The sequence below is a fragment of the Frigoribacterium sp. CFBP 13605 genome (assembly GCF_014839405.1).
GTDB lineage: Bacteria > Actinomycetota > Actinomycetes > Actinomycetales > Microbacteriaceae > Frigoribacterium.
This window is the reverse complement of sequence record NZ_JACYNS010000038.1, coordinates 1-21,896: the sequence shown is the minus strand read 5'-3', so window position 1 is coordinate 21,896 and position 21,896 is coordinate 1. Positions and strand designations below refer to the sequence as shown.

18 protein-coding genes, 1 tRNA gene and 2 pseudogenes are annotated in these 21,896 nt (G+C 70.5%); 8 read left to right on the top strand and 13 right to left on the bottom strand.

Annotation, left to right across the window (positions count from 1 at the left end; genetic code table 11):
• Positions 1-720 (top strand): annotated as a pseudogene (locus IFT36_RS09275) (hypothetical protein); the annotation flags it as partial.
• Positions 717-1,979, top strand: a complete 1,263-nt coding sequence (locus IFT36_RS09270; protein ID WP_200412959.1) for a kynureninase — start codon at positions 717-719, stop codon at positions 1,977-1,979. The pseudogene IFT36_RS09275 and the gene IFT36_RS09270, both read left to right, overlap by 4 nt.
• 78 nt (positions 1,980-2,057) lie before the next feature.
• Here the strand turns inward: IFT36_RS09270 and nrdF are convergent, their stop codons facing one another.
• The 4 genes from nrdF to nrdH form a co-directional block, all read right to left on the bottom strand.
• On the bottom strand, positions 2,058-3,059 hold the full coding sequence (gene nrdF, locus IFT36_RS09265) for a class 1b ribonucleoside-diphosphate reductase subunit beta (RefSeq protein ID WP_056048952.1): 1,002 nt from the start codon (positions 3,057-3,059) through the stop codon (positions 2,058-2,060).
• A 99-nt stretch (positions 3,060-3,158) separates the two neighbouring features.
• The gene (gene nrdE, locus IFT36_RS09260; RefSeq protein ID WP_123571747.1) at positions 3,159-5,264 is read right to left on the bottom strand and encodes a class 1b ribonucleoside-diphosphate reductase subunit alpha; all 2,106 of its coding nucleotides are present in this window, start codon (positions 5,262-5,264) and stop codon (positions 3,159-3,161) included.
• Between the two features lie 32 nt (positions 5,265-5,296).
• Positions 5,297-5,716 (bottom strand): class Ib ribonucleoside-diphosphate reductase assembly flavoprotein NrdI, encoded by a 420-nt coding sequence (nrdI, locus tag IFT36_RS09255; RefSeq protein ID WP_200412958.1) that lies wholly within the window; start codon positions 5,714-5,716, stop codon positions 5,297-5,299.
• A gap of 78 nt (positions 5,717-5,794) precedes the next feature.
• Positions 5,795-6,028, bottom strand: coding sequence for a glutaredoxin-like protein NrdH (nrdH, locus tag IFT36_RS09250; RefSeq protein ID WP_043596549.1), 234 nt, complete (start codon positions 6,026-6,028; stop codon positions 5,795-5,797).
• A 329-nt stretch (positions 6,029-6,357) separates the two neighbouring features.
• Here nrdH and IFT36_RS09245 point away from each other — a divergent pair, with 329 nt between their 5' ends.
• The 3 genes from IFT36_RS09245 (at position 6,358) to IFT36_RS09235 (ending at position 9,158) form a co-directional block, all read left to right on the top strand.
• Entirely contained in the window at positions 6,358-7,566 is a 1,209-nt protein-coding gene (locus IFT36_RS09245; RefSeq protein ID WP_056048960.1) for an MFS transporter, read from the top strand.
• Between the two features lie 106 nt (positions 7,567-7,672).
• Positions 7,673-8,503 carry an aldo/keto reductase gene (locus tag IFT36_RS09240; RefSeq protein ID WP_200412957.1) on the top strand — a complete coding sequence of 277 codons (831 nt, stop codon included), beginning with the start codon at positions 7,673-7,675 and terminating at the stop codon, positions 8,501-8,503.
• Positions 8,504-8,624: 121 nt separating this feature from the next.
• Complete coding sequence (locus tag IFT36_RS09235; RefSeq protein WP_056048966.1) at positions 8,625-9,158, top strand: ribonuclease H family protein; 534 nt, start codon at positions 8,625-8,627, stop codon at positions 9,156-9,158.
• A 136-nt stretch (positions 9,159-9,294) separates the two neighbouring features.
• Here the strand turns inward: IFT36_RS09235 and IFT36_RS09230 are convergent, their stop codons facing one another.
• Positions 9,295-10,056: an SDR family NAD(P)-dependent oxidoreductase gene (locus IFT36_RS09230; protein ID WP_043596555.1), complete on the bottom strand. Its 762-nt coding sequence runs from the start codon at positions 10,054-10,056 to the stop codon at positions 9,295-9,297.
• 69 nt (positions 10,057-10,125) lie between these two features.
• A complete protein-coding gene (locus tag IFT36_RS09225) occupies positions 10,126-12,696 on the bottom strand; it encodes a DEAD/DEAH box helicase (RefSeq protein WP_200412956.1) in 2,571 nt (856 codons plus the stop codon).
• A 497-nt stretch (positions 12,697-13,193) separates the two neighbouring features.
• On the opposite strand from IFT36_RS09225, the gene IFT36_RS09220 reads away from it, so the two are divergent.
• Positions 13,194-13,691: a flavin reductase family protein gene (locus IFT36_RS09220; protein WP_200412955.1), complete on the top strand. Its 498-nt coding sequence runs from the start codon at positions 13,194-13,196 to the stop codon at positions 13,689-13,691.
• A 21-nt stretch (positions 13,692-13,712) separates the two neighbouring features.
• Here the strand turns inward: IFT36_RS09220 and IFT36_RS09215 are convergent, their stop codons facing one another.
• Positions 13,713-13,895, bottom strand: a complete 183-nt coding sequence (locus IFT36_RS09215; protein WP_192122808.1) for a hypothetical protein — start codon at positions 13,893-13,895, stop codon at positions 13,713-13,715.
• A gap of 236 nt (positions 13,896-14,131) precedes the next feature.
• On the opposite strand from IFT36_RS09215, the gene IFT36_RS09210 reads away from it, so the two are divergent.
• Positions 14,132-15,034, top strand: coding sequence for an NAD-dependent epimerase/dehydratase family protein (locus IFT36_RS09210; RefSeq protein ID WP_200412954.1), 903 nt, complete (start codon positions 14,132-14,134; stop codon positions 15,032-15,034).
• A gap of 78 nt (positions 15,035-15,112) precedes the next feature.
• Here the strand turns inward: IFT36_RS09210 and IFT36_RS09205 are convergent, their stop codons facing one another.
• Positions 15,113-17,626 carry a beta-glucosidase family protein gene (locus IFT36_RS09205; RefSeq protein WP_200412953.1) on the bottom strand — a complete coding sequence of 838 codons (2,514 nt, stop codon included), beginning with the start codon at positions 17,624-17,626 and terminating at the stop codon, positions 15,113-15,115.
• Between the two features lie 77 nt (positions 17,627-17,703).
• Between IFT36_RS09205 and IFT36_RS09200 the strand changes: the two genes are divergently transcribed.
• Positions 17,704-18,294: a TetR/AcrR family transcriptional regulator gene (locus IFT36_RS09200; protein ID WP_200412952.1), complete on the top strand. Its 591-nt coding sequence runs from the start codon at positions 17,704-17,706 to the stop codon at positions 18,292-18,294.
• 60 nt (positions 18,295-18,354) lie between these two features.
• On the opposite strand, the gene IFT36_RS09195 is transcribed toward IFT36_RS09200, so the two are convergent.
• From IFT36_RS09195 to IFT36_RS09175, 5 genes and pseudogenes are all read right to left on the bottom strand, one after another.
• Entirely contained in the window at positions 18,355-19,953 is a 1,599-nt protein-coding gene (locus tag IFT36_RS09195; RefSeq protein WP_200412951.1) for a DUF7059 domain-containing protein, read from the bottom strand.
• A gap of 111 nt (positions 19,954-20,064) precedes the next feature.
• A complete protein-coding gene (locus IFT36_RS09190) occupies positions 20,065-21,069 on the bottom strand; it encodes a DUF4190 domain-containing protein (protein ID WP_200412950.1) in 1,005 nt (334 codons plus the stop codon).
• Between the two features lie 130 nt (positions 21,070-21,199).
• On the bottom strand, positions 21,200-21,403 hold the full coding sequence (locus IFT36_RS09185) for a hypothetical protein (RefSeq protein WP_056048981.1): 204 nt from the start codon (positions 21,401-21,403) through the stop codon (positions 21,200-21,202).
• Positions 21,404-21,529: 126 nt separating this feature from the next.
• A tRNA-Ala gene (locus IFT36_RS09180) sits at positions 21,530-21,605 on the bottom strand.
• 67 nt (positions 21,606-21,672) lie between these two features.
• Positions 21,673-21,896: pseudogene (locus tag IFT36_RS09175) on the bottom strand (hypothetical protein); the annotation flags it as partial.

The following is a 21,896-nucleotide window of genomic DNA, read 5'->3' as shown; positions in this document are numbered from 1 at the left end:
CCGCCCCGCGCCTCCCTCGCGGTGGGCGGCCTCCGCGCCTCGACCCGGTTGCGCCGCGCGGCCCGGCTCGTCGAGCAGCAGCACGCCCTCGGCGCCTCGATCGTCAAGGTCGCCCTGAACTCCGACGTCGGCCCCGTCCTCGACGACGCGATGCTGGCCGCCGTCGTCGACGCCGCACACGGGCTCGACCTGCCCGTGGTCGCCCACGTCCAGGGCGTCGGCCAGGCGGCACGCGCGGCCGACGCCGGGGTCGACCGGCTCGCCCACACGCCCTTCAGCGAACGGCTCGACGACGACCTGATCGCCCGGCTGGCCGCGTCCACGACGTGGGTGAGCACGCTCGACATCCATGGCTACGGTCTCGGTGGGGTCGCGCACGAGACGGCCGTCGACAACCTGTCGCGGTTCCGTGCCGCCGGGGGCCGGGTGCTCTACGGCACCGACCTCGGGAACGGCGACCTTCCGCTCGGGGTGAACGAACGCGAGCTGCGCGCGATGGGTCGGGCCGGCTTCGGGCTGGCCGGCCTGCTCGACGCCCTCGCCCCCGACGTCGCCGGGCCCACCGGCGGTGCGCGCCTGCCGTTCACCCGCGTGACCTGGATCGCCGACGCGCCCCGCGCCTCCGCGTCCTCCGACGAACGGGCCGCCTGGCTCGCCCGCGCGACCGCACTGACCGCCGACGAACTGCTCGCCGTCGCCCTCGAGGAGAAGACCCGATGACCGATCCGCTCGCCTACCCCGTCGACGCCACCGACCCCGACGAGCAGGCCTCGGCGCACCCCGCCGGCCCGCTCGACGCCGCCGATCCGCTGGCGTCGTTCGTCGACCGGTTCGTGCCGGCCGTCGACGTGGTGTCGTACCTCGACGGCAACTCGCTCGGGCGGCCCGTGACCGCCACGCTGTCGCGACTGTCCGAGTTCGTCGAGGGCGCGTGGGGCACGCGGTTGATCCGCTCGTGGGACGAACGCTGGATGGCCCTGCCGACCGAGCTCGGCGACCGCATCGCGGCGGCCTGCCTCGGTGCCGCCCCGGGCCAGACGGTCGTGGCGGACTCGACGACCGTGCTGCTCTACAAGGCGATCCGTGCGGGCCTGCGGGCTCGGCCCGACCGCCACGAGATCGTCATCGACGACGACCAGTTCCCGACCGACCGCTTCGTCGTCGAGGGCATCGCCCGCGAGCACGGGGCCACGATCCGCTGGATCGCCGTCGACAAGGCGACCGGCGTGACCGTGTCGCAGGTGCGCGACGTCGTGGGGCCCGACACCGCACTGCTGCTGGTGAACCACGTGTCGTACCGGTCGGGCTGGCTGGTCGACCTGCCCGCGATCACGACGCTCGTGCACGAGGCGGGCGGTCTCGTGCTGGCCGACCTCTGCCACAGCGTCGGCGTCGTGCCGATGCAGCTCGACGAGTGGGGCGTCGACCTCGCCGTCGGCTGCACCTACAAGTACCTGAACGGTGGGCCGGGAGCTCCCGCGTTCGTCTACGCCCGCGCCTCGCTGCTGCCCGAGCTCGACCAGCCGATCCAGGGGTGGATGGGCGCCGCCGACGTGTTCGCCATGGCCGACGGGTACCAGCCGGCGACCGGCATCCGGCGGTTCATCAGCGGCACTCCCCCGGTGATGGGCATGCTCGCGATGCACGACATGCTCGACCTGATCGACGAGGCCGGCATCGATGCCATCCGATCGAAGTCGCTCGCCCTGACCGACTACGCCTTCAACCTCGTCGACGCCTGGCTCGTGCCGCTCGGGGTGACCGTCGCGACGCCTCGCGAACCGGACCGCCGCGGCAGCCACGTCACGATCACGCACGACTCGTTCCGGTCGATCGTGGCGCGGCTCTGGGAGGCCGGTGTCGTGCCGGACTTCCGCAACCCCGACGCCCTGCGCATCGGACTGTCGCCGCTCAGCACCTCGTTCGCCGAGGTGCGGATCGGCATCGCCGCGATCCGTGCGGCGCTGCTCGCCGACTGAGGCCGAGCGAGGTCGGACCGGACGCAGAACAGGCGCCGCCCGGGATGGGCGACGCCTGCTGCGTGGTGCGGGGGTGGGTCAGAAGTCCCAGTCCTCGTCTTCGGTGTTGACGGCCTTGCCGATGACGTACGACGAACCCGACCCCGAGAAGAAGTCGTGGTTCTCGTCGGCGTTCGGCGAGAGAGCGGACAGGATCGCCGGGTTCACGTCGGTCGTCTCTTTGGGGAACATCGGCTCGTAGCCGAGGTTCATCAGCGCCTTGTTGGCGTTGTAGTGCAGGAACTTCTTGACGTCTTCGCTGAGGCCGACGCCGTCGTAGAGGTCTTGCGTGTACTGGATCTCGTTCTCGTAGAGCTCGAAGAGAAGGTTGAACGTGTAGTCCTTGATCTCTTGCTTGCGCTCGTCCGAGGCGCCTTCGAGACCCTTCTGGAACTTGTAGCCGATGTAGTACCCGTGCACGGCCTCGTCGCGGATGATGAGGCGGATGAGGTCGGCCGTGTTGGTCAGCTTGGCGCGCGACGACCAGTACATCGGCAGGTAGAAGCCGCTGTAGAACAGGAACGACTCGAGCAGCGTCGAGGCGACCTTGCGCTTCAGAGGGTCGTCGCCCGTGTAGTAGTCGAGGACGATCTGGGCCTTCTTCTGCAGGTTGACGTTCTCGGTCGACCAGCGGAAGGCGTCGTCGATCTCGGGGGTCGACGCGAGGGTCGAGAAGATCGACGAGTAGCTCTTGGCGTGCACCGACTCCATGAACGCGATGTTCGTGTAGACGGCTTCTTCGTGCGGGGTGATCGCGTCGGGGATCAGGCTGATCGCGCCGACGGTGCCCTGGATGGTGTCGAGCAGCGTCAGGCCGGTGAAGACCCGCATCGTCATCTGCTGCTCTTCGGGCGTGAGGGTGTTCCACGACTGGACGTCGTTCGACAGCGGGATCTTCTCGGGCAGCCAGAAGTTGTTGACCAGCCGGTTCCAGACCTCGACGTCCTTGTCGTCGTGGATGCGGTTCCAGTTGATCGCACTGACCGACGAGATCAGCGGGACCGACTTGCCGGTGGCGTGGACCGGATCGGTGAGGGTCATGACGTGCCTTTCAGGAGCAGGAGTGTGAGTTCAGGAGGCGCGGGCCGGTCGTCGAGACCGGCCCGCGCCGGGTGGCGCAAGGACTCGAGGCGCGAGGGCCTAGAGCATGCAGCTGACGCAGCCGTCGACCTCGGTGCCCTCGAGCGCGAGCTGGCGGAGACGGATGTAGTAGATCGTCTTGATGCCCTTGCGCCATGCGTAGATCTGCGCCTTGTTGATGTCGCGCGTGCTCGCCGTGTCTTTGAAGAACAGCGTGAGCGACAGGCCCTGGTCGACGTGCTGCGTCGCCGCGGCGTAGGTGTCGATGATCTTCTCGGGCCCGATCTCGTAGGCGTCGGTGTAGTACTCGAGGTTGTCGTTCGTCATGAACGGCGCCGGGTAGTACACGCGACCGAGCTTGCCCTCTTTGCGGATCTCGATCTTCGACGCGATCGGGTGGATCGACGACGTCGAGTGGTTGATGTACGAGATCGACCCGGTCGGCGGCACGGCCTGGAGGTTCTGGTTGTAGATGCCGTGCTGCATGATGCTGGCCTTGAGCGCGAGCCAGTCGTCTTGCGTGGGGATGGCGACGCCGGCGTCGGCGAACAGTGCCGCCGCCCGCTCGGTCTCGGGCTTCCACTCGGTCTCGGTGTACTTGTCGAAGAAGGTGCCCGACGCGTAGGTCGAGTCCTCGAAGCCGCCGAAGGTGACGCCACGCTCGATCGCGATGGTGTTCGAGGCACGCAGGGCGTGGAACAGCACCGTGTAGAAGTAGATGTTCGTGAAGTCGATCGCCTCGGGCGTGCCGTAGTGCACCCGCTCGCGGGCGAGGTAGCCGTGCAGGTTCATCTGGCCGAGGCCGATGGCGTGCGACTGGTCGTTGCCGACCTCGATCGAGCGGACCGACGTGATGTGGCTCATGTCGCTGACGGCGCTGAGGCCACGGATCGCGGTCTCGACGGTCTTGCCGAGGTCGGGGGCGTCCATCGACAGGGCGATGTTCATCGAGCCGAGGTTGCAGCTGATGTCCTTGCCGATCTCGTTGTACGAGAGGTCTTCGTTGAAGGTCGTCGGCGTGTTGACCTGCAGGATCTCGGAGCACAGGTTCGACATGTTGATGCGACCCTTGATCGGGTTCGCCTTGTTGACCGTGTCCTCGAACACGATGTAGGGGTAGCCCGACTCGAACTGGATCTCGGCAATCGTCTGGAAGAAGTCGCGCGCCTTGATCTTGGTCTTCTTGATGCGCGAGTCGGCGACCATCTCGCGGTACTTCTCGCTGATCGCGACGTCGCCGAAGGGGACGCCGTAGACCTTCTCGACGTCGTACGGCGAGAAGAGGTACATGTCTTCGTTGTTCTTGGCGAGCTCGAACGTGATGTCGGGCACGACGACGCCGAGGGACAGCGTCTTGATGCGGATCTTCTCGTCGGCGTTCTCACGCTTGGTGTCGAGGAACCGCATGATGTCGGGGTGGTGTGCGCTGAGGTACACCGCACCGGCACCCTGGCGGGCACCGAGCTGGTTGGCGTAGCTGAAGCTGTCTTCGAGCAGCTTCATGACGGGGATGATGCCCGACGACTGGTTCTCGATCTGCTTGATCGGGGCGCCGGCCTCGCGGATGTTCGAGAGCGACAGGGCGACGCCGCCACCGCGCTTCGACAGCTGCAGCGACGAGTTGATGCCGCGCGAGATGGACTCCATGTTGTCTTCGATGCGCAGCAGGAAGCAGCTGACGAGCTCGCCGCGCTGGGCCTTCGCCGTGTTGAGGAAGGTCGGCGTGGCCGGCTGGAACCGGCCCGCGATGATCTCTTCGACGAGGTCGACGGCGAGCTTCTCGTCGCCCTGGGCGAGGCCGAGGGCGGTCATGACGACGCGGTCCTCGAAGCGCTCGAGGTAGCGCTTGCCGTCGAACGTCTTGAGCGTGTACGAGGTGTAGTACTTGAACGCGCCGAGGAAGGTCTGGAAGCGGAACTTCTTCGAGTAGGCGAGGTCGTTCAGCTTCTCGATGAAGGCGAAGTCGTACTGCTCGATGGTGGCGAGCTCGTAGTACTCGTTCTCGACGAGGTAGTCGAGACGCTCACGCAGGTTGTGGAAGAAGACCGTGTTCTGGTTGACGTGCTGCAGGAAGTACTGCTTCGCCGCCTCGCGGTCCTTCTCGAACTGGATCTCGCCGGACGGACCGTAGAGGTTCAGCATCGCGTTCAGGGAGTGGTAGTCCATCCCCGAGCTGAGACCCTGCCCCGGGGCGGCGATCACTTCGAGGTCATCGACTGCTGCGTCCAAAATTCTTCCAATCCTGTGTGTACGGCTTGTACGTCGTCTGGTGTTCCGAAGACTTCGAAACGGTAGAGAAGGGGAACGTCGCACTTGGCGGCGACGATGTCACCGGCCAGGCAGTAGCCCTCTCCGAAGTTGGTGTTGCCCGCCGCGATCACGCCTCGGATGAGGCGCCGGTTGCCCTCGTCGTTGAGGAACCGGATGACCTGCTTCGGGACGGCGCCTCGTCCTTCGCCGCCACCGTAGGTCGGCAGGACGAGGACGTAGGGGTCACGGACGTGGAGCGGCAGCTCGGACGGGAACAGCGGGATGCGCCGGGCCGGCAGACCGAGCTTCTTGACGAAGCGGTCGGTGTTGCCCGAGACGCTCGAGAAGTAGACGAGTTCGTTCGTCATGACGAGTCCTCGCCTCCGACGTGTTGTGGGCCCGAGCCCCGGGTCATCCGACTGGTGGGGCGCTGTGCGCCGGGTCGACTAGTCGACCTTGGCGGCCAGCGCGGCGATCTTGTCGGGGCGGAAACCGCTCCAGTGGTCGTCGTCGGCGATGACCACGGGGGCCTGCATGTAGCCGAGGGCGCGGACCTTCTCGAGGGCGGCGTCGTCGGCCGTGACGTCGAGCACGTCGTACTCGATGCCCTTGTTGTCGAGGGCTCGGTAGGTGGCCGTGCACTGGACGCAGGACGGCTTGGTGTAGACGGTGATGGCCATGGGATCCCCTGTGTTCTGGCCGGCCCCTGAGGCCGGATCGGTGGTTCGTGAGCCTGCGGGTCGTGGTGCCCGTGGCGACTCCTCGATACTACATCTAGTGGCCCGGGGTTGCCCCCACAACTAGATGCGGTGTTACACGCCTGTAGTTCGTCTCGCAGAGTTGTCCACAGGGAACCGCACACGTTTTGCACAGAACGAGGGCGGTTCTCCCCGGTTCTGCGCCGTTCTCCACATGTTCGTCCCCACCACCGACACTCGTCGACGGATGTCCCCAGTTCGGGACCACGGCGTGTCGCGGACCGCGGACCCACTCGTAGACTTGTCCCCTCGTGAGCACCTATTCGACCCTGCTGAAGACGCCCGGCGTCTCGCGCATCATCGCGGCCCAGCTGACCGCGCGCTTCCCGTTCGGCATGCTGTCGCTCGCGTTCCTGCTGCACGTCGAGCACGTCCACCACTCGTACGCCGCGGCCGGTCTCGTCCTCGCGGCGACGAGCATCGGTCAGGCGATCTCGGGGCCGCTCACCAGCCGGTGGATGGGCCGCTGGGCGATGCGCCCCGTGCTCACCCTGACCCTGGTGGTCTGCCTCATCACGATGGTCACCTTCACCCTGTACGACTTCTCGGTGCCGGTGTTCATGGCGCTCGGCTTCGTGACGGGCCTCAGCGTGCCTCCCGTCCAGCCGGCCGTCCGCACCATCTATCCGAAGATGGTCACCTCGAACCAGCTCACCCCCCTCTTCTCCCTCGACGCGTCCGCGCAAGAGATCATCTGGGTCGCCGGTCCGGTCATCACGACCTTCGTCGGCACGCAGGTCGGCACGCGAGAGGCGATCTGGCTCGCGGCCGCGTTCCTGGTCGGCGGCGGCATCTGGTTCATCGCCTCGCCCGAGGTCGGACGCGTCCGCATCCCCCGCAGCAAGCGGGCCTTCGGCAAGGTGCTGGCCCGGCCGACCGTGCTGCTCGCGACCGTCGCCGGGTTCCTGCTCATCGGCGCCTGCGCCGCGGTCGAGGCCGGCGTCGTCGCGCTCTTCGGCGAGGGGAGCGCCGACTCGGGCATCGCCCTGGCGATCTTCGCCGCGGGGTCGCTGGTCGGCGGTCTCGCCCTCGGGCACGTCCCGGTCGGCCCGTGGGCGCTCGCCCGCCGCATCGCCATCGTGTTCGTGGGCATGACCCTCGCGATCTTCGCGACGGGCCTCTGGCCGATCAGCATCACGCTGCTGATCGCGGGCGTCGGCATCGCACCCGCCCTGGCCGTGATGTTCGCGATCGTCTCGTCGAGCGTGAAGTTCAGCGACACGGCCGAGGCCTACGGCTGGGCCGGCACCGGCCAGCTGATCGGCTCGGCCCTGGGTTCGGCCATCGCCGGCTTCGCGATCGACCACGTCGGCGGCCAGGGCGGGCTCATCGTCGCCGCCTGCTTCGCCTTCGTCGGCATGATCGTCGGGGCCGCGTTCCACAAGGCGCTGCCCGACCTCCGCGGCCGTGACGCCAGCCCCCTGCCCGACACCGAACCGGTGCCGGTCCAGACGAGCTGACCCGCGCCTCCTCGTCCATCGGGCGTCGGGCCCGGCGCGCACCGTTCACCGGACGGTCGCCCGGTGCGTGCGACACGCGTCGGTCGGTCGCTGGCAGAGTTGGGGCATGCCCTCCATCGACGTGCCCCAGATCACCCTCAACGACGGCCGCACGATCCCCCAGCTCGGCCTCGGCGTCTACAAGGTCGCCGACGACGAGGCCGAGCGGGTCGTCGAGACCGCCCTCGCCGAGGGGTACCGCCACCTCGACACGGCCGAGTTCTACGCCAACGAGCGGGGCGTGGGCCGGGCCCTGCGGGCCTCGGGCGTGCCGCGCGACGAGGTGTTCCTCACGACCAAGGTCTGGAACACCGCGCACGGCTACGACGAGACGCTCCGCTCGTTCGACGAGAGCCTGACGAAGCTCGGCACCGACCACGTCGACCTCTACCTCATCCACTGGCCGGCTCCGCGGCAGGACAAGTACGTCGAGACCTACCGCGCGCTCGAGACGATCCGGGCCGAGGGCCGCGCGCTCTCGATCGGCGTGAGCAACTTCCAGATCGCGCACCTCGAGCGCCTGATGGCCGAGACCGACGTCGTGCCGGCCATCAACCAGGTCGAGGCGCACCCGTGGTTGCAGCAACGCGAGCTGCGCGACTTCGACGCCGCCCACGGCATCGTCACCGAGGCGTGGTCACCGCTGGCGCGAGGGCGCATCCTGGACAACGCCGCCCTGGTGCGCATCGGCGCGAAGCACGGGGTCACCCCGGCCCAGGTGACGATCCGCTGGCACCTGCAGCAGGGGCTCGTCGTGATCCCGAAGTCGGTCACGCCGTCGCGCATCCGCGCCAACCTCGACGTCTTCGGCTTCGAGCTCGACGCCGGCGACCTCGCCGCCGTCGCGGGCATCGAGACGGGCGAGCGCACCGGGTCGCACCCCGACCACAACGGCTGACACGGGCGGGCGCCACCCTACCGGGCGATCGCCGACACCCCCGCAGGAGGCGCGGGTCCGGTCGGTCGCGCCCGGCACGTTACCGTGGACCGGCAACCCGTCGACGCAAGGAGCACCCCGCATGACCATCACCGCCGCAGCAGACGGATCGGCCCTCGGCAACCCCGGCCCCGCCGGATGGGCCTGGTACGTCGACGACGAGCGGTGGGCGGCCGGCGGCTGGCCGCGTGCCACCAACAACCAGGGCGAGCTCACCGCCGTGCTCGAGCTGCTGCGCGCCACGGCCGGAACCGACGACGACCTGCACATCCTGTGCGACAGCCAGTACACGATCAAGGCCTGCACCGAGTGGATGCCCGGCTGGAAGCGCAAGGGATGGCGGAAGGCCGACGGCAAGCCCGTGCTCAACGTCGAGATCCTCAAGGAGCTCGACGCCGCCCTGGCCGGGCGGAAGGTGCGCTTCGAGTGGGTCCGCGGCCACGTCGGCCACGAGATGAACGAGGCGGCCGACGTGCGGGCCCGGGGCGCGGCCACGGCGTTCCAGAACCGCACCGACGTGCCGTCCGGGCCCGGCTGGCCGGGGGCACCGGTCGCCACGACCGACCCGATCGCGGCGCCGGCGACCCCGCCCGCGCCTCCGGCGACGCTCTTCTGACGCGCCCCGCCCGCACCGCACCGCGAATCGTGCACCGCACCTGATCTAGACGCGGTGCCGTGGACGAATCGCGGTGCCGCACCGTGCACCGCGCCACACCGGACCGCACCGCACCGCACCGCACCACGCAGCGCGGCTACATCGAGGGGTGCGTGCTCGACAGCCCGCCGTCGACGACGAACTGGGCGCCGGTCGAGAAGGCCGAGTCGTCGCTCGCGAGGTGCAGGGCGAGCCCGGCGACCTCGTCGGGCTTGGCGAGTCGACCCCGAGGGCTCATCGCGCGGAACGCGTCGAGCACCTGCGGCTGGGCCTCGACCTGACGGCGGAACAGGGCGGTGTCGGTCGGGCCGGGGTGCAGCGAGTTGATGCGGATGTTCCAGCCCTCTTGGGCGGCGTGAGCGGCACTCGACCGGGTGAGCCCGACCAGCGCGTGCTTGCTCGCCGTGTAGGCCGCGTCGTCACCGAAGCCGAGGAAGGACGTCGCCGGAGCCAGGTTGATGATCGACCCGCCCTCGCCGTCGGGGTTCGCGCGCATCTGCTCGATGGCGAAGCGCGTGCCGAGCATGACGCCGGTGACGTTGACCGCGAAGACGCGGTTCCAGCTCTCGAGCTGGGTGACGTCGATCGACTGACCCGAGACGATGCCGGCGTTGTTGACCAGTACGTCAAGTCGGCCGTAGTGCTCGGCGATGCGGTCCATGACGCGCTTCCAGTCGCCGCCGTTGGCGACGTCGTGCTGCACGAACTCGGCCCCCGTCTCGGCGGCCACGGCCGCCCCGTCGACGATGTCGGTCGCGACGACCCGGGCCCCCTCGTCGGCGAACCGGCGGACGATCGCCTCGCCGATGCCCGAGGCTGCCCCGGTGACGATGGCGACTTTGCCGGACAGACGAGACATGGCGACCTCTTCGTGGTGGAACGCGGGTGGAGCTGGTCGGCTGCCGGGGTGGGGCGCGACCCTACGAGATTACCCCTCGACGGGTGACGGTCTGCTCCGCTCGGAGGCCGGCCCGACGGCCGTGACGGTCACGACGGCCTCGCCTCGCTCGTCGCTCGAGGCGAGGTCGACCACGGCCGAGATGCCGAAGTCGTGGTCGCCCTCGGGGTCGGCGAGGATCTGCCGCACCCGCCACACCGTGGGCAGTTGCTCGACCTGGAGCATCTGCGGCCCCCGGGCCGCGGCGTCCGTGCCGATGGAGTCGTACTCGTCGTAGTACCGGTCGAGGGCCTCGCCCCAGCGGTCGGCGTCCCAGCCCGAGCCCGCGTCGAGGGCCCCGAGGGCGTCGGCGTCGTCGCGTGCGGCGAGTTCGACGCGACGGAACAGCTCGTTGCGCACCATGATCCGGAAGGCCCGCGCGTTGGCGGTGAGGTTGCGGAGCGTCGGGGGCACGATCTCGTCGTGGGCCTCGAGCTCGCTCGGGTTCACCATCTCTTCCCACTCGTCGAGCAGGCTGGAGTCGACCTGCCGGACGAGTTCGCCGAGCCACTCGATGACGTCGACCAGCTCGTCGGTCTTCGCCTCGTCCGGCACCGTCTGCCGCAACGCGCGGAAGGCGTCGGACAGGTAGCGCAGCACGAGCCCCTCGGAACGGGCCAACCCGTAGAAGGCCACGAAGTCGCCGAAGGTCATGGCCCGCTCGTACAGGTCCCGCACGACCGACTTGGGGCTGAGCGCGAAGTCGCCGATCCAGGGCTGCGACGCCGCGTACGTCTCGAACAGGGCGGTCAGCAACTCGTCGAGCGGCTTGGGCCAGGTGACCTCCTCGAGGAGTTCCATGCGCTGGTCGTACTCGATGCCCTCGGACTTCATCGCGGCCACGGCCTCGCCGCGGGCCTTGAACTGCTGCTGTGACAGGATCGGCCGGGGGTCGTCGAGGGTGGCCTCGACCACGGACACCATGTCGAGGGCGTAGGTGGGCGACTCGGCGTCGAGCACCTCGAAGGTCGCCAGGGCGAAGGGCGACAACGGCTGGTTCAGGGCGAAGTTGGCCTGCAGGTCGACGGTCAGGCGGATGGTCGGGGCGCCTCCGTCGGGCGAGGCCTCTTGTACGACGACCTCGGCGGTGCGCAGCGTGCGGTAGATCGAGATGGCCTGCCGGGCCATGGCGTACTGCTTGGCGAGGGGCTCGTGGTTGTCGAAGACCAGCGAGCGCACGTTGGCGAAGACGTCGCCGCCGCGCCCGATGACGTTGAGCAGCATGGCGTGGGTGACCTGCATGTGCGAGGTCAGGGCCTCCGGCTCGGCGGCGATGAGCTTGGTGAAGCTGGGTTCGCCCCAGGACACGAAGCCGTCGGGCGCCTTCTTGCGGACGATCTTGCGCTTCTTCTTCGGGTCGTCGCCCGCCCGCTCGATCTGCTTGAGGTTGTCGATCTCGTGCTCGGGCGCCTGCAGCGTGACCGTGCCCGAGGTGTCGTAGCCCGCGCGACCGGCCCGCCCGGCGATCTGGTGGAACTCTCGCGCGCTGACCTGGCGCATGCGGGTGCCGTCGAACTTGGTCAGCGCCGTCAGCAACACCGTGCGGATCGGCACGTTGATGCCGACGCCGAGCGTGTCCGTGCCGCAGATGACCCGCAGCAGGCCGCGTTGCGCCAGTTGCTCGACGAGGCGACGGTACTTGGGCAGCATGCCCGCGTGGTGCACGCCGATGCCCGACCGCACCAGGCGGTTGAGGGTCTTGCCGAACCCGGTGCTGAACCGGAAGCCGCCGATCAGTTCGGCGATCTCGTCGCGCTGCTCGCGGCTGGCGACCTTGATGCTCGACAGCGCCTGCGCCCGCTCGAGCGCCGCGGCCTGGGAGAAGTGCACGACGTAGACGGGCGCCTCGCCGGTCGAGAGCAGTTCTTCGACCGTCTCCTGCACGGGCGTCTGCGCGTAGAAGTAGTGCAGCGGCACGGGACGCTCGACGCCCGTGACCCGCGCCACGGGCCGACCGGTGCGCCGCGCGAGGTCGTCGGTGATGCGGGTGACGTCCCCCAGCGTCGCCGACATCAGCAGGAACTGCGCACGCGGAAGCAGCAACAGCGGCACCTGCCAGGCCCAGCCGCGCGACTGGTCGCCGTAGAAGTGGAACTCGTCCATCACGACCTGGTCGACGGCGGCGTCGGCCCCGTGCCGCAGGGCCAGGTTCGCGAGGATCTCAGCCGTGCAGCAGATGATCGGCGCGTCGGAGTTCACCGACGAGTCGCCGGTCACCATGCCGACGTTCTCGGGCCCGAAGAGCTCGACCAACGCGAAGAACTTCTCGCTGACCAGGGCCTTGATCGGTGCCGTGTAGTACGACCGCCCGCCCTGGCTCAGGGCGACGAAGTGGGCGCCGGCCGCGACGAGCGACTTGCCCGTGCCGGTCGGCGTGCTGAGGATCACCGACGCGCCTCCGACGAGCTCCATCATCGCTTCGTCCTGGGCCGGGTAGAGGGGCAGCCCCCGCGACTCGGCCCACTCGGCGAAGGCCGTGTACGCCGCGTCGGCGTCGTACGAGTCGGCGCCCGGCGTCGAGGGGAGCAGGGCGGCGAGGGGGGCGACGGGAGCGGGCGACATGATGAGTCAACCCTGCACCATCCACCGGTCCGACGGCGACGACCACGGACGGGTCGTCCGGCCGCGGGAGCGCGACGACGCTCCCGCGGCCGGTCCCCCGCCTCGTGCCCTGAACCTCCACGAGGTGAGGGGGCCTCAAGTAAAGCACGAGGAGGCGCGACTCGCGACCCCGAGGACGCCCGGTCCGCGACGACCGCCGGGACGAGAAGAGGGCACGCCCCGGTCGACGAGCGGAGCTCGGACCAGGGCGTGCCCACCGGACCCACGGCCGAGGACCTCACGAAGTCGGATCAGGAGACCACGCTGCGTTCGTCGGCCGCTTGACGGGAACGGGCGCCCCGGTAACCAGCCGGTGAGCGCACTACACCGTACCTCGGACGATGCCCGAGGTGGTGGGTGACTTCCAGGTGATTGGAACACCTCGTAATCCGGATGAAACACCGGACGGCTAACGTCGCGATGAACCAACTGGTTCACATCTCTCGACGGGAGCCCCGATGACCCGCACCACGTCGCTCGACCCGGTCGAACGCTCGGCGTTCGCCGCCTTCCCGAGCGGGGTCGCCGCGCTCGCCGCCACCGGGGTCGACGGCCCGGACGGCATGGTCGTCTCGAGCTTCACGGTCGGGGCCTCGTTCGACCCGCCGATGGTGACGTTCTCCGCGCGTCAGGACTCGGCGACCTGGGCCCGCCTGCGCACGGCGCCGCGCCTCGGCGTCTCGGTGCTCGCCGCCGACCAGGGCCTGCTCTGTCGTCAGCTCTCGTCGCGCACGCGGGCCGCCCGGTTCGCCGGCGTCGACCACGTCGTCACCGACGACGGGGCCGTCTTGGTGTCGGGCACCCCGCTGCGGCTCGAGTGCGTGGTGCACCGCGAGGTGCCCGCCGGCGACCACCTTGTGGTCATCCTGCAGGTGCTCGGCGCCCGGGTCGACGACACGGCGGCGCCGCTCGTCTACCACGGCACCGCCTTCCACTCGCTGCAGCCGATCGGCTGACGCTCCGACCGGCCCGACGGCTCAGGCGACGCGTCCCGGGCCACCGAGGAGCCCGTCGACCTGCTCGACGGCACCTTCGACCGCGGCCTCGTCGGCCGGGGACTCGCCGTTCAGCTCGACCTCCTCGGGGCTGTCGCCGTGCACGGCGGCCGGGTCGGTGCGCTCGTCGGCGTCGTGGTTCGCGGGGTTCGTGGGCGTGCTCATGGGGGCCTCTCTCGGGGGCCGACGGTCGACCCCGGTCAGGCCGAAGCTACCCGGCGCGTCCGACACGGCTCCCAGCGGATGCGGACCCTCGCCGCGCCTCCCGGGCGTCAGGGCGGAGTCGACCCGACCAGCCGCGCCCGACCACGGACGCCCGCCGGCTAGTAGAAACGACGGAGGCGCGGAGCCCGATCCGCGCACCCCCAGACCCGCCGGGCGTCCGGCAGAAAGGGCCGACGATGTCGTCTCCCCGCACCCCCACCACCCGAGTCGCCGTCACCGGCGGCAGCGGCAAGCTCGGCCGCGCCGTCGTCCGCGACCTCGCCGAACACGGCTACGAGGTCGTCCTGCTCGACCGCGTCCCCAGCCCCGACCCCGTCGAGGGCGTCGTCTTCGTCAAGGTCGACCTGACCGACTACGGCCAGGTCGCCCAGGCGCTCACGAGCGTGGACGACCGGTACGACCACATCGACGCCGTCGTGCACCTCGGCGCCATCCCGGCCCCCGGCCTGGTGCCGAACGCCGCCCTCTTCACGAACAACGTGACGTCGAGCTACAACGTGTTCGCGGCCGCCCGTGCCGCGAAGATCCGCAACGTCGTCTGGGCCTCGAGCGAGACCCTGCTCGGCATCCCGTTCGACATCGATCCGCCGTACCTGCCGCTCGACGAGGAGTACGCCGTGCGCCCCGAGTCGTCGTACTCGCTGGGCAAGGCCGTCGAGGAGGAGATGGCGCGGCACTTCACGCGCTGGGACCGTCAGCTCAAGCTGATCGGCCTGCGCTTCTCGAACGTGATGGACGACGGCGACTACTCGGAGTACCCCTTCGACGAGACCCCCGAGAAGCGCACCTTCAACCTGTTCTCGTACATCGACGCCCGCGACGGCGCCCAGGCCGTGCGCAAGGCGCTCGAGAGCGACCTCGTCGGCTTCGAGGCGTTCATCATCGCGGCGTCCGACACCGTGATGAACACGCCGACGGCCGTGCTCGCCGAGCAGTACTGGCCGCAGGTCGAGAAGCGTCGGGCGATCGAGGGCGTCGAGCCGCTGCTCAGCAGCGACAAGGCCCGCGACCTGCTCGGCTTCGTGCCCGAGTACTCGTGGCGCGAGTGGGGCGAGCGCACGGGCAACCACCGCGGCTGACGCCCGCTCCGCGCACCGACGACCCGCGCCTCCTGATCCGACGGACCAGGAGGCGCGGGTCGCGTCACGCGGCGCGCCTCACCCCTCGAGCACGACCGTCGCCTCGAGCGGCAGCTCGGCGACGGACGACCCGACGTGCACCGTGAAGGCGCCCGGCTCGTGGGCCCAGGACCCGTCGCGCCAGTCGGCGAACGCCCGGGCCGGGACGGTCACCTCGACACGGCTCGTCCCCCCGACCGGCACCACGACGGGCGCGAACCCGACGAGCCACCGCACCGGACGGTCGACCACGGAGTCGGGGCGCGAGGCGTAGACCTGGACCACGTGCTTGCCCTCGCGGGCGCCGGTGTTGGTGACGTCGACGGCCACCTGCACCGCGCCTCCTGCGCTCACCGTCGAGGTCACGTCGAGGCCCGAGAGCGACCAGGTCGTGTAGCCGAGGCCGTGCCCGAACGGGTAGGCCGGGGTCGTGCCCGCCTTAAGCCAGGCGCGGTAGCCGACGTGGATGCCCTCGTCGTAGACGACCTCGCCGTCGACGGGGGTGACGTCGATCACGGGCACGTCCGCCTGCGTGGCGGGCCACGTCGTGGGCAGGCGGCCGCCGGGCTCGACGGCACCGGTGAGGACGTCGCCGAGCGCGTGGCCGTACTCCTGACCTCCGAACCAGGTGAGGAACAGGGCGTCGACCTCGTCACGCCACGGCATCGTGACCGGCGACCCCGCGTTGACGACCACGACGGTCGTCGCGGCGGCCGCCGCCACGCGCGAGACGAGCTCGTCCTGGCGGCCGGGCAGGTCGAGCGAGGTGCGGTCGAAGCCCTCGGACTCGACCTTGCTGTTCGTGCCCACCACGACGATCGTCAGGTCGGCGGCCGCCGCGGCCGCGACGGCCTCGTCGATCAGCCCGGACGGGTCGGCGTCGTCGGGCTCGATGCCGAAGGTGTAGCTCAGGGCTCCGCCGAGTGCGCTCGCCCCGATGGTGTGGTCGATGACGACGTCGATCGGTCGCCCCTCGACGACCGCCACGGCCGCCGACTGCGACGGCGGTGCGAGGAACGCCGCGCCGAGGTCGTCGCCGACGGCCTCGCTCGTGCCGTCGAGCACGACCTCGCCGTCGACGCGGATGACCGAGTGGCCGACCGAGGCCACGCCGAGCAGGATCTCGCCCGTGACCTCCGGCGTGTAGCGGGTCGAGAAACGCACCGTGTCGCTGCGCTCGATGGGGGCGTCGCCACCGAACCAGACGAGCGCGGTGGCCCGACGGTCCTCCGAGAACAGCTCGTCGTCGCCCGAGCGGAACGACACACGGACGCCGGGTTCGCCCGTCTCGGGATTGGTGATGCGGTCGAGGGGCAGCTCGGCCACGCCCTCTTGCACGACGGCGCCGACCGAGTAGGTCACGGTCGCGTCGGGGAAGGCCTGCTCGATGCCCTCGACGGGCGTGACGACCTTCTCGGGCAGCACGGTGGCGCTGCCGCCGCCCTGGGTCCGCGCGAACCGCGCGTTGTGGCCGACGACGGCGACGGACCGGACGGTCGCGGGGTCGACCGGCACCGCGCCTCCCCGGTCGTGGGCCAGGACGGTGCCGGCGGCCGCGGCCTCGCGGACGAAGGCGATCCCGTCCTCGACCGTGGTCGGCGTCGCGGCGACCGGCTCGAAGCCGGCGAGGGCTCCGACGCGGGCGGCGAGCTGCAACAGGCGCAGCACCTTGCGGTCGATCGAGGCCTCCGGCACCTCTCCCGCCCGCACGGCGGCGACGAGCGCGTCGCCCCAGGGACCGTCCGGGCCGGGCATCACGAGGTCTTGCGAGTGCTTCGCGCTCTCGACGCTCCGCACGCCGGTCCAGTCGCTGACCACGACGCCGTCGAAGCCCCACTCGCTGTTCAGCGGCGTCTCGAGCAGTTCGTTCTCGGTCGCGGTCACGCCGTTGATCGAGTTGTACGACGACATGACCAGCCAGGCGTGGGCCTCGGTGACGGCCTTCTCGAACGCCAGCAGGTAGAGCTCGCGCAGGGCCCGGTCGCTCACCACGGTGCTCGCGGTGAAGCGGTCCGTCTCGTAGTCGTTGGCGACGTAGTGCTTGGGGGTCGCGCCGACGCCGTTGTCCTGCACGCCGTGGACGTACGCGGCGGCGAGCTCGGCGGTGAGCACCGGGTCCTCGCTGAACGCCTCGAAGTGCCGACCGCCGAGGGGCGACCGGTGCAGGTTGATGGTCGGGCCGAGCACGACGTCGACGCCCTTGCGGCGGGCCTCGACGGCGCCCGCGGCACCGTAACGACGGGCCAGGTCGGGGTCCCAGGACGACGACAACGAGGAGGCGCTGGGCAGGTTCAGGGACGGCGAGCGTTCGTCCCACACCTCGCCGCGCACCCCGCTGGGGCCGTCGCTGACCAGGATGCGCCGCAGGCCGATCTTCTCGTTCGGGTGGGTCGTCCAGAAGTCGCGGCCGGTGAGCAGCTGCACCTTCTCGTCGAGCGAGAGTCGCCCGAGCAACTCGGTCAGTCGGGCCTGGTCGTCCCGGGCCTGGTCGTCCCGGGCCTGGTCGTCTCGGAACTGGTCGTCGGCCGCGTCGCCGTCGTGATGGAGGGTCATGACGTGACGCTACCAGCGAAAACCGAGTGACGGTGGGTTTCGGGCCCGACCGCCGACGGTCGCGCTAGCCTGACCGCATGGCACAACGGGGTTCGTACGCGAAGGGTGTGGCCAAGCGCACGGAGATCCTCGACACGGCGCTCGAGGTGGTCTCCCGCAACGGCTTCCGCGGCACGTCGGTCCGGGAACTCGCCGACTCGGTCGGCCTCAGCCAGGCCGGGCTGCTGCACTACTTCGACAGCAAGGACGAGCTGTTCACGGCCATCCTGCGTCGACGCGACGAGGTCGACCTCGCCCTCGCCGACCCGCAGGCGGACATCGTCGAGCAGTTGATCACCGTCATCCGGCACAACGCCGACGTGCCCGGGCTGGTCCAGCTGTTCGCGAGCATGTCGACGGCCGCGACGAGCGACCCGAGCCATGCCGCCCACGCGTACTTCGTCGAGCGCTACGCGTCGATCCGCGCCCAGGTCGCCGAGGCGATCACCGCCCGACAGCGACGGGGCGAGGTGCCGGCGAGCGTCGACCCCACCCGCCTCGCGACCGTCCTGCTCGCGGTCAGCGACGGCATGCAGATCCAGTGGATGCTCGACCCCGCCACCGACATGGCCGAGCACGTCGAGCTCGTCTGGCGCCTCGCGCTGGCGACGGTGACGACCCCCGCCTGACCCCGTCCGGCCGGCGCCCGGCACGTCTTCCGAGCCCGGGACGGGACACGCCCGTCCGGCTCAGGCCCGCAGCATGCCCGTCGTCACCAGTTCGCGGACCTGGGGCAGCACTTCCGCCCGCAGAGCGGCCTCGTCGGCCCCGAGCAGCTGGGCCAGGGCACCGACGATCGCCCCGACGCTGAGCTCGCCGTCGCAGGCACCGACCAGGGCCGACAGGGCCGTGCCCGAGTCGACCGTGCGGGCGAAGCCGCCGCCCTGCCGCAACGAGATGACCGTGGGGTCGTCGTTGCCCGGCCAGTAGTGGCGCTCCTCGGTGACGTCGCCCGCGACGACCAGCCGACGCGCGGCCAGCTGCTCGTCGTCGAGGTCGCGCAGCAGGTCGATCGCGTCGAGCGTGCCGAGCAGGTGGGCACCGAGTCCCACGTCGTTCTGGCCGAGACCGCCGAGGAGGCGCTCCGTGCGCACCACGGGCAGGCTCGCGTCGCCTGCGGGCCGTCGCACCGTCAGGTAGCCGAACCCGACCTCGACGACCCCCCGGGCCTCGAAGTCGCCGAGCCACGCCTCGTACAGGCGCTCGAAGTCCGCGGAACCGGGTCGGGTGCCGCCGTCGCGGATCCAGGTCTCGGAGTACGCGGTCGGGTCCTGCACCTCGCGCTCGACGACCCAGACGTCGACGGGCACGCCACCCCGGGCCGCCCAGTCGGCGACCGAGTACGCGCCCTTCTTGCCGGCGACCGCACCCGCGCCTCCGGACTCCCAGTTGCCCAGCAGCTGCGCGATGCCGCCCGGCGCGAGGTGGCGCCCGAGGCCCTCGACGACCGAGGCGACCAGGTCGTCGCCGACCATGCCGCCGTCGCGGTACTCGTACTCGGGCACGCCCTCGGCCCGGGGCGTGATGACGAAAGGCGGATTCGAGACGATGTGGTCGAAGGTCTCGCCGGCGACGGGCTCGAACAGGCTGCCCAGCCTCAGCTCGATGCCGTCGACCAGGTTGAGCGCGGCGTTGAACGCCGCGTAGTCGAGGGCGCGCTGCGAGATGTCGGTGGCCACGACGTGTCGCGCGTGCCGGGCCGCGTGCAGCGCCTGGATGCCGCAGCCGGTGCCGAGGTCGAGCGCCCGGTCGACCTGGCGCGAGATCATCAGGCCGGCGAGCGTCGCCGAGGCTCCCCCGACGCCGAGCACGTGGTCCTCGCGCAGCGCCCCCTCGACGACGAGCTCGCCGAGGTCGGAGGCGATCCACCAGCTCGCCTCGCCCGAGGCGTCGACGAAGGCGTACGGACGGAGGTCGACGAGCGCACGGACCGAGTCGCCCTCCCTCGCGACGAGCCCGAGGGCGACCGCGCCCTCGGCGCCCAGGGTCGGCAGGGCACCGGCCACCGCCTCGACGGCCTGCGGGTAGCCGAGCACGAAGAGCGACGCGAGGGTGGCGGCCGGACGCACGGACTCGTCGCGAGCCGCGCTGCGGGCGAGGGCACGACGGGCCGCGACCCGCTCGCCGCGGAAGAGTGCGGCCCCGGCGTGCGAGCCCCACGCGTCGGCACCCTGCAGCCGCTCGACCGTGAACCCGGACGACGCCAGGTCGGCCCTCAGCCGCGCGAGCAGCTCGGGATCGGTCGAGAGGTGGGGCGTCGGGGCATCGGTCGGGGTCGTCGGAGGCACCCGACCATCATGGTGCAGGAGGCGCGACACCGGTCGCCCCGGACGCCACGGAGCCCCCGCCGCGGACGACGGGGGCTCCGCCCGACACGGGGCCGGTGGACGCGGAACGGCTCAGCTGGTGAACACCACGTCGTCGTAGTCGAACGACGGGGACATCTGGAAGACGATCTGGTCGGCGTCGGCCACCGAGAACACGATGCGGTACGAGATGGACTGGCCGGCCGGGACGACCGTCGTGGGCGAGCTCTCGATGTCGGAGTCGTAGACCTTGCTGGCCTCGACGCCGCCCGAGGTGGCCGTCTCGTAGGGCATCGGGTCGAAGTTGGCGTCGGTGCCGTTCTCGATCGTCACGGTGAAGACCACGGAGGCCGCCTGGTCGGCGCCGCTCGAGTACTCGCCGGGCGTGTACGCCTCGGGGGCCGAGACGGTCAGGGCGATGCCGTCGTCATAGGTGAAGGTGTCGCCGAAGGCGTTGTTCTCGGCCGAGGCGTCGCCGTCGGCCGTCCCGGTGTCACCCGAGTCGATCGAGCCGCTCGTGGGCAGGGACTCGTTGATGGCCTGGACGGAGGCGAGCCCGACGATGACACCGAAGATCACGACGGCGATGCCGATCAGGACGCCCAGCCCCGACACGATCGTGCCGATCAGGGCGAGCATGCGCGCACCCTTCTTCTTCACGAGCGCGATGATGCCGAGCACGAGGCCGACGATCGCGGGGATCACGCCGAACCCGACGAACGACAGCAGCAGTCCGACGCCGCCGACGACGATCGAGGCGATGCCCAGGCCGTTGCCGCCCTGCGGCGACTGCGGGGCCTGACCGTAGGCGGGAGCGCCGGTCGGGGCGCCACCGTAGGGCTGCTGCTGGCCGCCGTACGGCTGCTGCGGCTGTCCGCCGTAGGGCTGCTGCGAGCGGTCGCCCTGCGGCTGCCCGCCGTAGGGCTGCTGCGGGGCTCCGTAGGCGGGCTGGGGAGCACTCGGCGGGGGCATCGTGCCGTAGGCCGGCTGCGGGGGCTGGGGTGCCGACGGCGGAGGCGTCTGGTCGCCGCGTCCGTTCTCGTCGCGAGGGTCACGGGGCTCGTCGGACGAGCCGAAGGGCGGCTGCGGAGTGCTCATCAGGCAAGCATGTCGTGATCTCGACGTCCCCGAGGGTCGAACAGGCTGCGCGACCGGTTTTCGTTACCGATCTGTCGTAATTGATTCACCCTCCGCAACCTCTCGGCGGTCATGCGCCGAATCGGGGTGGTCAGGCCGGCAGCACCGAGATCTCGAACTCGCCGTACATGTGGGCGGCGTCGCGCAGGTGGCGCAGCGCCTCCTCGGCCTCGGATCGGGAGTGGTACGGCCCCCGGGCCGGCGCGCCGGGCAGGGCGCGGGCGTACGAGTACTGCAGGTACCAGACCGGGTGGTCGTGTTCGTCGTGCTGCACGATGCTGACTGCGAGTGACATGCCCGGATGCTACGACCGCCCTCGGCCCGCCGCACCCGCTCACAGCGGATCCATCAGGTCGCTCGGGCCGACCACGGCGGCGCCGGCATGAGGAAGGCCCGGGTCGTGATCGACCCGGGCCTGATGTGGTGGAGCTAAGGGGATTCGAACCCCTGACCTTCTCATTGCGAACGAGACGCGCTACCAACTGCGCCATAGCCCCAGAAACTGCTCTGCCACGATAGCACCTCGTCGACACCCGGATGAACCCGGGCCGGACGCTCCGCAGGTCAGACGGCGCGGCGACGCTGCAGGGCCTCGTCGAGCGAGAAGTCCGACTGCGGCAGGTCGTCGATGATGCCCATGCGGGCGAAGCGACTCGGGGGGCGAGGGGGCGCGACCGGCTCGACCCGCGCCTCCTCGGCGGGGACGGCGGGAGCCGCGACGGGTGCAGGAGGCGCGGTGCGGGCCACCGATGCCCGTCGCGTCGACTGCAGCGCGGCCTCGGCCCGCA

Bases quoted from the DNA above. Each gene is read 5' to 3' on its own strand.
- IFT36_RS09270 (WP_200412959.1), top strand. From the start codon at position 717: ATGACCGATCCGCTCGCCTACCCCGTCGACGCCACCGACCCCGACGAG.
- nrdF (WP_056048952.1), bottom strand. From the start codon at position 3,059: ATGACCCTCACCGATCCGGTCCACGCCACCGGCAAGTCGGTCCCGCTG.
- nrdE (WP_123571747.1), bottom strand. From the start codon at position 5,264: ATGGACTACCACTCCCTGAACGCGATGCTGAACCTCTACGGTCCGTCC.
- nrdI (WP_200412958.1), bottom strand. From the start codon at position 5,716: ATGACGAACGAACTCGTCTACTTCTCGAGCGTCTCGGGCAACACCGAC.
- nrdH (WP_043596549.1), bottom strand. From the start codon at position 6,028: ATGGCCATCACCGTCTACACCAAGCCGTCCTGCGTCCAGTGCACGGCC.
- IFT36_RS09240 (WP_200412957.1), top strand. From the start codon at position 7,673: ATGCCCTCCATCGACGTGCCCCAGATCACCCTCAACGACGGCCGCACG.
- IFT36_RS09235 (WP_056048966.1), top strand. From the start codon at position 8,625: ATGACCATCACCGCCGCAGCAGACGGATCGGCCCTCGGCAACCCCGGC.
- IFT36_RS09230 (WP_043596555.1), bottom strand. From the start codon at position 10,056: ATGTCTCGTCTGTCCGGCAAAGTCGCCATCGTCACCGGGGCAGCCTCG.
- IFT36_RS09225 (WP_200412956.1), bottom strand. From the start codon at position 12,696: ATGTCGCCCGCTCCCGTCGCCCCCCTCGCCGCCCTGCTCCCCTCGACG.
- IFT36_RS09220 (WP_200412955.1), top strand. From the start codon at position 13,194: ATGACCCGCACCACGTCGCTCGACCCGGTCGAACGCTCGGCGTTCGCC.
- IFT36_RS09215 (WP_192122808.1), bottom strand. From the start codon at position 13,895: ATGAGCACGCCCACGAACCCCGCGAACCACGACGCCGACGAGCGCACC.
- IFT36_RS09210 (WP_200412954.1), top strand. From the start codon at position 14,132: ATGTCGTCTCCCCGCACCCCCACCACCCGAGTCGCCGTCACCGGCGGC.
- IFT36_RS09205 (WP_200412953.1), bottom strand. From the start codon at position 17,626: ATGACCCTCCATCACGACGGCGACGCGGCCGACGACCAGTTCCGAGAC.
- IFT36_RS09200 (WP_200412952.1), top strand. From the start codon at position 17,704: ATGGCACAACGGGGTTCGTACGCGAAGGGTGTGGCCAAGCGCACGGAG.
- IFT36_RS09190 (WP_200412950.1), bottom strand. From the start codon at position 21,069: ATGAGCACTCCGCAGCCGCCCTTCGGCTCGTCCGACGAGCCCCGTGAC.
- IFT36_RS09185 (WP_056048981.1), bottom strand. From the start codon at position 21,403: ATGTCACTCGCAGTCAGCATCGTGCAGCACGACGAACACGACCACCCG.